The 12168-nt window shown below is 69.3% G+C and carries 12 protein-coding genes and 1 riboswitch; of the genes, 9 read left to right on the forward strand and 3 right to left on the reverse strand.

The genetic code is table 11. The features are described from left to right. Window positions 1-31 precede the first annotated feature (31 nt). Window positions 32-1294, forward strand: a complete 1263-nt coding sequence (locus ACGFZW_RS08220; RefSeq protein ID WP_393892221.1) for an Ig-like domain-containing protein — start codon at window positions 32-34, stop codon at window positions 1292-1294. Window positions 1295-1313: 19 nt separating this feature from the next. On the opposite strand, the gene ACGFZW_RS08225 is transcribed toward ACGFZW_RS08220, so the two are convergent. After that, window positions 1314-1715: a hypothetical protein gene (locus ACGFZW_RS08225; protein ID WP_393892222.1), complete on the reverse strand. Its 402-nt coding sequence runs from the start codon at window positions 1713-1715 to the stop codon at window positions 1314-1316. Between the two features lie 279 nt (window positions 1716-1994). Here ACGFZW_RS08225 and ACGFZW_RS08230 point away from each other — a divergent pair, with 279 nt between their 5' ends. From ACGFZW_RS08230 to ACGFZW_RS08255, 6 genes are all read left to right on the forward strand, one after another. Continuing rightward, complete coding sequence (locus ACGFZW_RS08230; RefSeq protein WP_393892223.1) at window positions 1995-2615, forward strand: heme-copper oxidase subunit III; 621 nt, start codon at window positions 1995-1997, stop codon at window positions 2613-2615. Between the two features lie 74 nt (window positions 2616-2689). After that, a complete protein-coding gene (locus ACGFZW_RS08235; protein WP_393892224.1) occupies window positions 2690-3499 on the forward strand; it encodes a c-type cytochrome in 810 nt (269 codons plus the stop codon). Further along, window positions 3496-4560 (forward strand): Rieske 2Fe-2S domain-containing protein, encoded by a 1065-nt coding sequence (locus tag ACGFZW_RS08240; RefSeq protein ID WP_393892225.1) that lies wholly within the window; start codon window positions 3496-3498, stop codon window positions 4558-4560. Before ACGFZW_RS08235 ends, ACGFZW_RS08240 begins: the two co-directional genes overlap by 4 nt. After that, window positions 4557-6194, forward strand: a complete 1638-nt coding sequence (locus ACGFZW_RS08245) for a cytochrome bc complex cytochrome b subunit (protein ID WP_393892226.1) — start codon at window positions 4557-4559, stop codon at window positions 6192-6194. The genes ACGFZW_RS08240 and ACGFZW_RS08245 overlap by 4 nt, the downstream gene beginning before the upstream one ends. Window positions 6195-6332: 138 nt before the next feature. Beyond that, a complete protein-coding gene (gene trpD / locus ACGFZW_RS08250) occupies window positions 6333-7397 on the forward strand; it encodes an anthranilate phosphoribosyltransferase (RefSeq protein ID WP_393892227.1) in 1065 nt (354 codons plus the stop codon). 83 nt (window positions 7398-7480) lie between these two features. Beyond that, window positions 7481-7598: riboswitch (SAM riboswitch) on the forward strand. A gap of 170 nt (window positions 7599-7768) precedes the next feature. Next, window positions 7769-9151, forward strand: a complete 1383-nt coding sequence (locus ACGFZW_RS08255; RefSeq protein WP_393892228.1) for an aminotransferase class V-fold PLP-dependent enzyme — start codon at window positions 7769-7771, stop codon at window positions 9149-9151. A 66-nt stretch (window positions 9152-9217) separates the two neighbouring features. Here ACGFZW_RS08255 and ACGFZW_RS08260 read toward each other — a convergent pair whose 3' ends face one another. Both ACGFZW_RS08260 and ACGFZW_RS08265 read right to left on the reverse strand, forming a co-directional pair. Continuing rightward, window positions 9218-9499 (reverse strand): Lrp/AsnC family transcriptional regulator, encoded by a 282-nt coding sequence (locus tag ACGFZW_RS08260; RefSeq protein ID WP_136741556.1) that lies wholly within the window; start codon window positions 9497-9499, stop codon window positions 9218-9220. After that, window positions 9496-10254 carry a rhomboid family intramembrane serine protease gene (locus ACGFZW_RS08265; RefSeq protein ID WP_393892229.1) on the reverse strand — a complete coding sequence of 253 codons (759 nt, stop codon included), beginning with the start codon at window positions 10252-10254 and terminating at the stop codon, window positions 9496-9498. The genes ACGFZW_RS08260 and ACGFZW_RS08265 overlap by 4 nt, the downstream gene beginning before the upstream one ends. 195 nt (window positions 10255-10449) lie before the next feature. On the opposite strand from ACGFZW_RS08265, the gene ACGFZW_RS08270 reads away from it, so the two are divergent. Together ACGFZW_RS08270 and ACGFZW_RS08275 are read left to right on the forward strand one after the other, a co-directional pair. Further along, window positions 10450-10689, forward strand: coding sequence for a hypothetical protein (locus ACGFZW_RS08270; RefSeq protein ID WP_393892230.1), 240 nt, complete (start codon window positions 10450-10452; stop codon window positions 10687-10689). Window positions 10690-10707: 18 nt separating this feature from the next. Beyond that, complete coding sequence (locus ACGFZW_RS08275; RefSeq protein ID WP_393892231.1) at window positions 10708-12081, forward strand: NYN domain-containing protein; 1374 nt, start codon at window positions 10708-10710, stop codon at window positions 12079-12081. Window positions 12082-12168 lie beyond the last annotated feature (87 nt).

Here is a 12168-nt window from a genome sequence, read left to right on the forward strand (position 1 = left end):
TGAATCAGGTGATTCTTCATATTTTTGGGTCATGAGTAACAGACCTCGAACCCGGACGGTGCTGAGCTGCGGACTCCTGCTCGTGCCCCTTGCGGTGAGTGCCACCGCTTGCGGGGGCTCGTCGTCGGAACCGCTCTCCGCCAAGCCCTACGACGCGGCCGACCAGATCTCGGCCAACACCCCGGACGGCAAGCAGAAAGCGGATCCGGACAAGCCTCTTGAGGTCACCGTCAAGGGTGACGAGGCGCGGATCACGGACGTGACCGCCACCGACGCCTCCGGCCGCTACATCAGCGGCGAACTGAGCGCGGACGGCAGGCGCTGGCGCACCACCGTGCCGCTGGCCGCCGGAACCCGCTACACGGTGCGGGTGAGCACCGAGGACGAGGACGGCGCGCCCGGCCGCAAGACCCTCGTCGTGGAGACCACCGACGCCGACGACCGGCTGAGCGTCAAGTTTGGCCCGGACAGCGGCGAGTACGGCGTGGGCCAGCCGGTCACCGCTGAGCTGAGCAAGCCGATCAACGACCCGAAGGCGCGGGCCGTCGTCGAGAGCGCCCTGAAGGTGGACTCCGCGCCGCGCGTCGAGGGCTCCTGGCACTGGGTGGACGGCAAGTCACTGCACTTCCGGCCGAAGGATTACTGGCCGGCCCACGCCACCATCGCGGTGCACAGCAACCTGGACGGGCTGAAGATCACCAAGAAGCTCTACGGTGGCCCGGCCAAGCCCGTTCGGCTCAGCACCGGCGACCGGATCGAAGCCATCACCGACGCCGGATCGCATCAGATGACGGTGCTGCGCAACGGGGAAGAGGTCAACACCATCCCCGTCACCACCGGCAAGCCCGGCTACGACACCCGCAACGGCGTCAAGGTGATCCTGGGCAAGGAGAGCTTCGTCCGGATGACGAGCGCCAGCATCGGCGCCTCCGACTTCTACGACCTGCCCGTCTACTGGGCCACCCGGGTCACCTGGAGCGGCGAGTACGTGCACGCCGCTCCCTGGTCGGTGGGCTCCCAGGGAGCCGCCAACGTCAGCCACGGCTGCACGGGCATGTCCACCGGAAACGCCGAGTGGTTCTTCAACATGGTGCGCGTCGGTGACATCGTCAAGGTCGTCAACAGCGACGGCGAGAACATGACCGCCTTCGACAACGGCTTCGGCGACTGGAACATGCCCTGGAAGGAATGGCGGGACGGCAGCGCGCTGAAGAACAAGGCGTCCACCACCACAGGAGCGGCCGAGCAGCAGCGGGGGCCCGCAGATGCCGCCCGACTGCGCCCGCAGTTCTGAGGACCCCTCAGCGGGCGGCTCAGGCCTCCGTGAGGAGCTTGCGGCGCAGCAGGGAAGCCAGGGAGTCCGCGAACGCCACCGGGTCCACAGGGTGCGTCACAGCGGCGTCCGCGCGGCTCCAGGTGGCAAGCCAGGCGTCCTGGGGGCGGCCGATGAGCAGCAGCACCGGCGGGCAGCGGAAGATCTCGTCCTTGATCTGCCGGCAGACGCCCATCCCGCCCACGGGCGCGGTCTCGCCGTCCAGCACGCAGACGTCGATGCCGCCCTGTTCCAGGGCCTCCAGGACGGCGGGCTGGGTGGCGCACTCCAGGATCTCGATCTGCGGGGCGTCGGCGGCGGGGCGCCGGCCGGCCGCCAGCCGGACCTGCTCCCGGGTGTGGGCGTTGTCGCTGTAGACCAGCACCGTGGCAGTCGGCTGCATCGTTCCTCCACGCTTCGTCGCGGCACAGGATGGGAGAGGCCCACCGTAGGTAGCCACGGATGCTACTCCCGCACCGGGCACTCGCAGGAGGGTTCGGACGGATCCAAGATCTGCCCGACGGCCCGTCAGGACTGGTCGCGAGGCGGCCGGGGGGCCGCCGCGGAGGCGTTGCTTCCCTCCTTCGAGCGACTCGCGGAATGGGCCGTACGAGCAGGGCATACGTCCTTGACACACCGAACGGCACCCCCCGGAGTGAGGGCGGGATAAGCGACCGACATAATGTCGGTCGTGGCGACAGCAACGACAGTAGAAACCGGGCACGCGCACCCGTCGGTCAATCGGCCGAACCTCACCAGCGTCGGAACCATCATCTGGCTGAGTTCCGAGCTGATGTTCTTCGCGGCCCTCTTCGCGATGTACTTCACCCTCCGATCGGTGACCGGGGCCGAGTATTGGAAGGAATCCGCCGATGCGCTGAATCTTCCGTTCTCCGCGACGAACACCACCATCCTGGTGCTCAGCTCGCTGACGTGCCAGCTCGGTGTTTTCGCGGCCGAGCGCGGCGATGTCAAGAAGCTGCGAACGTGGTTCGTGATCACCTTCATCATGGGTGCGATCTTCATCGGCGGTCAGGTCTTCGAGTACACGGAGCTGGTCAAGCACGAGGGCCTCTCGCTCTCGTCCGGCCCGTACGGCTCGGTGTTCTACCTGACCACCGGCTTCCACGGACTGCACGTGACGGGCGGTCTGATCGCCTTCCTGCTGGTCCTGGGCAGGACGTACGCGGCCAAGAGGTTCACCCACGAACAGGCCACCGCGGCCATCGTCGTGTCCTACTACTGGCACTTCGTCGATGTCGTCTGGATCGGCCTCTTCGCCACGATCTACCTGATCAAGTAACCGGTCCAGGCCGGACTCGCATTTCAGACATAGCCAAAGCATCGACGCAGAAGATCCTGACACCGGGGTAATCCGTGAAAAAGCTCTCCGCACGACGGCGCCATCCGCTGGCGGCGCTCGTCGTCCTACTCTTCGCGCTGGCGGTCACTGGGGGGCTGTACGCCGCGTTCGCGCCGGCGGACAGGGCTCAGGCCGATGACGCCGCCCAGTCTCTTGCCATCAAGGAGGGCAAGAAGCTCTTCGCCGTGGGCTGCGCCAGCTGCCACGGCACCGGCGGTCAGGGCACCTCCGACGGCCCGAGCCTGGTCGGCGTGGGCGCTGCCGCCGTCGACTTCCAGGTCGGCACCGGCCGCATGCCGGCTCAGCAGCCGGGCGCCCAGGTTCCGCGGAAGAAGAACATCTACAACCAGGCCGAGATCGACCAGCTCGCGGCGTACGTCGCGTCGCTGGGCGCCGGCCCCACCGTGCCGGACAAGGAGCAGTACAGCCCCGACGGTGCCGACATCGGCAAGGGCGGCGAACTGTTCCGCACGAACTGCGCGCAGTGCCACAACTTCACCGGTAAGGGCGGCGCCCTCACCAACGGCAAGTACGCACCGACGCTCGAGGGCGTGGACCCGAAGCACATCTACGAGGCCATGGAAACCGGCCCGCAGAACATGCCTTCGTTCGGTGACGGCTCGCTGACGAAGGAAAACAAGAAGGACATCATCGCGTACCTCGACGCCGTCAACGGCGACGAATCCGAGAGCCCCGGCGGTCTGGACCTCGGCGGTCTCGGGCCGGTCAGTGAGGGTCTCTTCGGTTACGTCTTCGGCCTTGGTGCGTTGATCGCGGTCGCCATCTGGGTCGCTGCCCGGACTACGAAGGCCAAGAAGTCATGAGTGAGACTGGACGACACCAAGACGTGCCGGAAGAAACCCTTCCCAGTGAGCGGGAGACGGCTCACGACACCGCGGTGGAGACGGCGGGCAACCCGTTCGCGGACCCGGGCCTGCCGCCGCACGAGCACCGCATCCAGGACATCGACGACAAGGCCGCGCGGCGCTCCGAGCGTGCCGTCGCCTTCCTGTTCCTGGTGTCCATGCTCGCCACGGTCGGCTTCATCGCCTCGTACGTGATCTTCCCGATCGAGAAGATCGTCTACATCTGGCCGATCGGTCACATCAGCGCGCTGAACTTCGCGCTCGGGATGACCCTCGGTGTGGCGCTCTTCTGCATCGGCGCCGGCGCCGTCCACTGGGCCCGCACGCTGATGTCGGACGAGGAGGTCGCCGACGAGCGGCATCCCATCGAGGCCGCGCCCGAGGTCAAGGCCAAGGTGCTCGCGGACTTCGCGCAGGGTGCCAAGGAGTCGCAGTTCGGCCGGCGCAAGCTGATCCGCAACACGATGTTCGGCGCGCTGGCCCTGGTGCCGCTCTCCGGCGTCGTCCTGCTGCGCGACCTCGGCCCGCTGCCCGGGACGAAGCTGCGCACCACCGGCTGGAAGAAGGGCGTACGCCTGGTCAACCAGTCGACGAACCTCCCGCTGCGTCCCGAGGACATCGCGGTCGGCTCGCTCACCTTCGCCAAGCCCGAGGGCCTGGAGGAGCACGACGAGGACTTCAACCAGCAGATCGCCAAGGACGCCCTGATGCTCGTGCGGATTCAGCCGCAGAACATCAAGGACAAGCGAGAGTTGTCCTGGTCGCACGAGGGCATCGTGGCGTACTCGAAGATCTGCACCCACGTGGGTTGCCCGATCAGCCTGTACGAGCAGCAGACGCACCACGTGCTCTGCCCGTGCCACCAGTCGACGTTCGACCTCTCCGACGGCGGCCGGGTGATCTTCGGTCCGGCGGGTCACGCCCTGCCGCAGCTGCACATCACGGAGAAGGACGGCTTCCTGGAGGCCGCAAGCGGCTTCGGTGAGCCCGTCGGCCCGAGCTTCTGGGAGCGCGGATGAGTAACGAGACGAGCGCGACCACCACGCGCCGCGGCAAAGCGCCCGCGGGCGAGCGGGTCGCCGACTGGGCGGACGGCCGGCTGGGCATCTACAGCCTCGCCAAGTCCAACATGCGCAAGATCTTCCCGGACCACTGGTCCTTCATGCTGGGTGAGGTCGCGCTTTACAGCTTCATCATCATCATCCTGACCGGCGTCTACCTGACGCTGTTCTTCCACCCGAGCATGGCCGAGGTCGTCTACCACGGCTCCTACGTGCCCATGCACGGGGTCCGGATGACGCAGGCCTTCGAGTCGACGCTGGAGATCAGCTTCGACGTCCGGGGCGGACTCCTCATCCGGCAGATCCACCACTGGGCGGCCCTGGTCTTCCTGGCCGCGATGATGGTCCACATGATGCGGGTGTTCTTCACCGGCGCCTTCCGCAAGCCGCGTGAGGTCAACTGGCTCTTCGGCTTCCTGCTGCTGGTGCTGGGCATGTTCACCGGCTTCACCGGCTACTCGCTCCCCGACGACCTGCTCTCCGGCACCGGCGTGCGGTTCATCGAGGGCGTCATCCTGGCGATGCCGCTGGTCGGTTCGTACCTGCAGTTCTTCATCTTCGGCGGGGAGTTCCCGGGGCACGACATCATCCCGAGGTTCTTCACGGTGCACGTCCTGCTGCTACCGGGCATCATGCTCGGCCTGCTGGTGGCGCACCTGATCCTGGTCTTCTACCACAAGCACACGCAGTTCCCGGGTGCCGGCAAGACCAACAACAACGTCGTCGGTATGCCGCTGCTGCCGGTCTACATGGCCAAGGCCGGAGGCTTCTTCTTCCTGGTCTTCGGCGTGATCTCGGTGATCTCCGCGATCGCCAGCATCAACCCGGTGTGGGCGATCGGCCCCTACCGGCCGGACCAGGTGTCCACCGGCGCCCAGCCCGACTGGTACATGGGCTTCGCCGAGGGTCTGGTGCGTGTGATGCCGGGCTGGGAGTGGAACTTCTGGGGCCACACCGTGAACTTCGGTGTGCTCATCCCGATCGTGGTCTTCCCGCTGGTCCTGGTCGCCATCGCGGTCTACCCGTTCGTGGAGTCCTGGGTCTCGGGCGACAAGCGCGAGCACCACATCCTGGACCGTCCGCGCAACGTCCCGACCCGTACCGGCTTCGGCGTCGCCTGGCTGGTCGCGTACTTCGTGATGCTGATCGGTGGTGGCAACGACCTCTGGGCCACGCACTTCCACCTGTCGCTCAACTCCCTCACCTGGTTCGTCCGGATCGGCTTCTTCGTCCTTCCGGTGCTGGCCTTCATCGCCACCAAGCGGATCTGCCTGGGTCTGCAGCGTCGCGACAAGGACAAGGTGCTGCACGGACGCGAGTCCGGCATCATCAAGCGCCTGCCGCACGGTGAGTTCATCGAGGTGCACGAGCCGCTCGACCAGGAGCAGCTGCACACGCTCACGCAGCACGAGCAGCCCAAGCCCGTGGAGCTCGGTCCGGAGGTCGACGAGAACGGCGTCGCCCGCAAGGTGTCGCGGGGGCAGAAGCTGCGCGCCAAGCTGTCGAAGTCGTACTACGGCGAGGACAGCGTCATTCCGAAGCCCACGGCCGAGGAGTACAAGGAGATCACCAGTGGCCACGGCCACCACTGATCCCCACAGCGCCGTGTAGCCACGGCAGGTAGTACGCCACCCAGAGGGCCCCGTCCGGCGAATGGACGGGGCCCTCCGGCCTGCCGGGGCCTCGGTAGGCTGACGGCATTAGCAGGAGACGATCCAGGAGTGTGGACCATGAACGTTGTGACCCCGGTCGGCGGCGACAGCGTGGCGGCCCACACCTGGCCGGACGTGCTGAATGCCCTGCTCGACGGCCGTGACCTCGCCGCGGACGACACCGCGTGGGCGATGGACCGGATCATGCGGGGCGAGGCCAGCGACGCGCAGATCGCCGGTTTCGCGGTGGCGCTGCGGGCCAAGGGCGAGACCGTCGCGGAGATCTCCGGGCTGGTACGGACGATGTACCGGCACGCCCGGCTGATCGAGGTACCGGGGCCGAGCGTCGACATCGTCGGCACCGGCGGCGACGGCGCCAAGACCGTCAACATCTCCACGATGTCCGCGATCGTGGTGGCCGGCACCGGCGCGAAGGTCGTCAAGCACGGCAACCGCGCGGCCTCGTCCGCCAGCGGCGCGTCCGATGTGCTGGAGAAGCTCGGGGTCAACCTCGATCTCACCCCGCAGCGGGTCACCGAGGTCGCCCAGGAGGCGGGCATCACCTTCTGCTTCGCGGTGAAGTTCCACCCGTCGCTGCGGCATGTCGCGCCCGCGCGGCGCGAGCTGGGCATCCGTACCACTTTCAACGTGCTCGGCCCGCTGACCAACCCGGCGAAGGTGCGCGCGCAGGCGACCGGTGTGGCGGACGCCCGGATGGCTCCCATCCTCGCCGGGGTGCTCGCCGAGCGTGGTTCCTCGGCGCTGGTCTTCCGCGGTGACGACGGGCTGGACGAGCTGACGACGACGGCGACCTCCCGGGTGTGGATCGTGCGGGACGGCGCGGTGCGCGAGGAGTCCTTCGACCCCAGGGACGTCGGGATCCCCCTGGTGCCGGTGGAGGCGCTGCGCGGCGCGGACGCGTCGTACAACGCCGATGTGGCCCGCCGGCTGCTGGAGGGCGAGGGCGGGCCGGTGCGCGACGCGGTGCTGCTGAACTCCGCGGCCGCCCTGGTGGCCCTGGAGCCTTCCGACGCGCCCTTGGCGGAGCAGATCCGGGCCGGCATCGAGAAGGCGGCCCGGTCGATCGACTCCGGGGCGGCCAAGCGGGCCCTGGAGCGCTGGGTGGCCGCAAGCAACGCCTGACCGGCCACGGTGTGACGCAGGCCTCGGTCCGTCCTTCGGACCGGGGCTTGCGCCCGTTCGCCGGTGTGGCATGATTCTGCGCAGGTCACGAGTGACAGCGATGCAGGCCCCGGCCCGCTGTCCGGCAACCCTCCTTCCGTGGCGGGGTGCCCCGGGTGATGACCAGGCCGCAGGCAGCGAGGTCTGTGGCAAGCGCGGATCCCTCGCCAGGGATCCTGGTTGTCGAGGGAGATCTCTCCGTGATTCAGCGAATGCGATAGGGCCCGACGGCCCCTTTTCCGCACCCTTTTCTCTTTGCGCTGCGCCGCCGCGGCTTTCTGTGCCCGTGGCCTTTTCGCAGCGAATTCGCTTATCTCCCAGGGGAGTTCGCCATGTCTGTTTCCGCCGTCGCCGCCGACCGTTCGCTCTGTGCCCCGCTGCCGGTTCTGGGCCGGGACGTCCTCGTCCCGCTCGTGACCGGCGGCGAGGTCGACTACGCCGCGCTCGACTACGCCGCCAGCGCGCCGACCCTGCAGCGGGTCTGGGACGACGTGGCCGGCTACGCGCCGTACTACGGCAGCGTGCACCGCGGTGCCGGGTACCTCTCGCAGCTGTCCACCGACCTGTTCGAGAACAGCCGCGCCACCATCGCCGGCTTCCTCGGCTGCCGCGCCGACGACCAGGTGGTCTTCACCCGTTCGACGACCGACTCGCTGAACCTGCTGGCTGCCGCCCTGCCGCGGGACACCGAGGTCTTCGTCTTCGAGACCGAGCACCACGCCTCGCTGCTGCCGTGGGAGCAGCGTGCGGACACCGTCGTGACGTACCTGAACGCGCCGCGCACCCCGCAGCAGGCGGTGGAGACCCTGGAGAAGGCCCTGGCCGGCCGGGCGGCAGCAGGGCGCGGCCCGGCGCTGGTGTGCGTGACAGGTGCCTCGAACGTGACCGGTGAGCTGTGGCCGGTGCGGGAGCTGGCCGCCGCGGCGCATGCGCACGGCGCCCGCATCGTGCTGGACGCGGCCCAGCTCGCGCCGCACCACCCGGTCGACATCGCCACCCTGGACGTGGACTGGGTCGCCTTCTCCGGACACAAGCTGTACGCCCCGTTCGGTGCCGGAGTGCTGGCCGGCCGCGCGGACTGGCTGCAGGCCGCGGAACCCTACCTCGCGGGCGGCGGCGCGAGCCGCAAGGTCTCGCGGCGTGCGGACGGCGGCGTGGACGTCGAGTGGCACACCACCGCGGCCCGGCACGAGGCGGGCTCGCCCAATGTCATCGGCGCCTACTCCATCGCCTCCGCCTGCCAGGCGCTGACCGAGGCCGGCTTCGAGACCCTGGTCGCCCGCGAGCAGGCGCTGATCGCCCGCCTCCGGGAGGGTCTGGCCGAGGTGCCCGAGGTGAAGGTGCTCTCGCTCTTCGGAGACGACGCCCCGCGGGTGGGCGTCCTGTCGTTCGTCATCGAGGGCTGGAACAGCTCGCACTTCGCGGCGGCGCTGTCGGCCGAGTACGGCATCGGCGTCCGCGACGGCCTGTTCTGCGCCCACCCGCTCGTGCGGACCCTGCTGGGCAGCGAGCCGCAGGAGCCGGGCGAGTGCGGCGCACCGGAGGCGGCGCCGGGGGAGCGGTCGCTGAACGCCATCCGGGTCAGCTTCGGCGCGGGAACGCCCGAGGAGCATGTCGAGCGGTTCGTGCGGGCCGTCAAGGAACTGGTGGCGGACGGTGCGCGCTGGAACTACCGGACCGAGGACGGGCGTTGCGTGCCCGACACCTCGGCCTGACCGGCGCGACACCCCGCCCGACAGCGGGACCCGGCGGTCTTCGCCGCCGGCCTTCGGACGCGCCTGCTACGCGTCCAGGCCGATGGCGAAGGCCGCTTCGAGGTCGTGCTGGGAGTAGGTGCGGAAGGCGATGTGCGTCTCGGTGGAGGCGACGCCGGGCACCTTGCTGATCCGGCCGGGGATGACATCGGCGAGGTCGTCGTGGGCGGCCACCCGCACCATCGCGATCAGGTCGTGCGCACCGGTGACGGAGTAGACCTCGCTGACACCTTCCAGCGCGGCGATCTTCTCGGCGATCTCCGGGATCTGGTCCACGCTGGTCTTGATGAGCACGATCGACGTGATCACGGCTGGCTCTCTCCCTCGGTCGCCGGTTCGTTCCCCCGGGTGGCCTCCACACTATCCCTCCCGTAGCGCACCCATGCGTACAGGAACCCGAGCGCGAACCCCACCACATGGGCGAGGTAGGCGACCCCGGGGCCGCCGGGATCGTGGCGCGCGGCCTGCCACTGCAGGCCGAACCAGAAGAGCAGCACGATCCAGGCGGGGAAGCGCAGCGGCAGGAAGAACAGGAACGGGAAGAGGCTGGTCACCCGGGCCTTGGGGAAGAGGTACAGAAAGGCGCCGAGGACCCCGGAGATCGAGCCGGACGCGCCCACCAGGGTCTGGGCGGACGTCGCGTGCGCGGCCGCGTAGCCGAGAAGTGCCAGATAGCCGGTGGCGATGTAGAAGACGGCGAACGGCAGTCGGCCCATCCGCGCCTCGGTCATCCCGCCGAAGACGTACAGGAACAGCATGTTGCCCAGCAGGTGCAGCCAGCTGCCGTGGACGAACAGCGCGCTGAGCGGGGTGGCGAGCACGGCGACCGAGCCGCTCCACAGGTCGACGGGGATCACGCCCCAGCGCTCGAAGTAGGCGGTCTGGGCCTGCAGCAGGGCGTCGCCCGTGCCGTACATCCGATTGAGGCCGGAGACCGGGCCGATCACGAAGACCGTGCAGCACAGGCCGATCAGCACGTTCGTCACCCGCGAGAACACCACGGCGAGGGACCTGGCCGGGTGCGGGGGCCGGGGGACACCGGGGAACAGAGACGGGGCCGTCATGAAGTGATCATGGCGCAATGCGGGCAATCGGGACAGAGTGCCTCGCCGCGTCCCGGCTCCTGGGCGGACCCGCACCGGCCCCCCGTCAGGCCGTAGGGTTACAGGCAGTACTTTGCGTACTTCCGCAGTCCGACGGCGCACCGCGTGAAACCGCACAACTGCACGAGCACGACGAGCACGAAAGAGGACGACACGATGGCTGTTCCCCTGCCGACGGCCGAGACCCGGTGGCGCTGCACGCTGTGCGGCAACCTCACGCGTTTCGATGTGACCCGCCAGTCCAAGGTGGTGGAGTACCTCCACCTCGACCTGGCCGGGGAGCCGAAGGTGGAGGAGCGCGAGGTCCTGAGTGAGAACATCGAGTCCGTGCGCTGCCGCTGGTGCAACGCGGTCGACCAGATCGAGCTGGTGGACCGGCCGGGCGCGAGCGCCTGAGATCGGAGCGATGCAGCCGTGGTGGAGCGTCCAGAAGGGGAGCCGGGGGCGGAGCGTGCCGCCGCATCCGAGGGTGCGGCCGACGACGTGCTGGACCGCCCGCTGCCCGAGGGCGTCCGGCGCCGTGTGGTGGCGCTCACCGCGGACTCGTTCGGCGGCCTGACCGTCTCCGAACTCCCGCCGCCGCTGCGGCAGTACGCCCGCTTCACGCCCTCCCGCCGCGCCAAGTTCGCCGGTAACGCGATGGCCGCTGCGCTGGAGAGCGACGCGGTCTTCCGGCAACGCATCGCCGGCAAGCTCCGCGAGGCCCAGCCGGAGCTGGCCGCGGCCCTCGACCACGGCACCCCGCCCGCCGCCGCCGACCCGCTGGATGTCGCGGCGGCGGCCTACGTCCTGCGCCCCGACGGCTGGGTCAAGCTCGTCGCGGCGGCCGGCGAGGAGGCCCAGCGGGCCAGTGCCGAGCGGGCCGGCGAGGAGGCCGAGCGGGAGCTGGCCAGGCTCCGCGAGGAGCTGTCGCAGGCCCGTACCGAAGCCCGTGCGGAAGCCGACCGGATCCGGGTGGACCTCGACACCGCCCGCAAGGAGAACGAGTCCCTCCAGCGCAAGCTGCGCAGCGCGCTGAGCGACGTCAAGCGCGGCGAGGCGGCGGTACGCAAGGCCGAGGCCGCGCTGGAGGCCGGGCGGTCCCAGGCGGCCACCGAGAAGACCGCTGCGGACAGCGAGCTGCGCCGGCTCAAGGCCCGGATCGCCGAGACCGAGGCGTCCTTGGAGACCAGCAGGCGGGCCGCCCGAGAGGGGCGCAGCGTCGAGGACATGCGGCTGCGGCTGCTGCTCGACACGGTGCTGGACGCGGCTCAGGGACTGCGCCGCGAGCTTGCGCTGCCACCCGCCAGCGTTCACCCTGCCGACACCGTCGAGGCGGTGGCGCCGGGCCAGATGACACCGAAGGACGTCGCAACCCGGGCGCTTTCGGACATGGACCCGGCGCTGCTCGACCAGCTTCTGGCCCTGCCGCAGGCGCACTTGGTGGTCGACGGCTACAACGTCACCAAGACCGGCTATCCGACGATGCCGTTGGACAAGCAGCGGCTGCGGCTGCTGGGCGGGCTCGCCGTGCTCGCGGCGCAGACCGGCGCGGAGATGACCTGCGTCTTCGACGGTGCGGAACTGGCGGCGCCGGTGCTGCTCGCGCCGCCGCGCGGGGTGCGGGTGCTGTTCAGCAAACCGGGCGTAACGGCCGATGAGTTGATTCGTCAGCTCGTAAGGGCCGAACCGCCCGGCCGCCCGGTCGTCGTGGTCTCCACCGACCGGGAAGTGGCCGACGGCGTGGCGAAGGCCGGCGCCCGGCCGGTCGCATCGGCCTTGCTTCTCAAGCGACTTGCGCGGACCTGAGCCGGGCGGAATCCGGCGGGAAACCGGCGGGAGAATCGCCGCGGACGGTATCTGAGCGTCAAATGCCCATTACTGCCCGTGTGATGT

Source organism: Streptomyces sp. NPDC048248 (assembly GCF_043201875.1).
Lineage (GTDB): Bacteria > Actinomycetota > Actinomycetes > Streptomycetales > Streptomycetaceae > Streptomyces.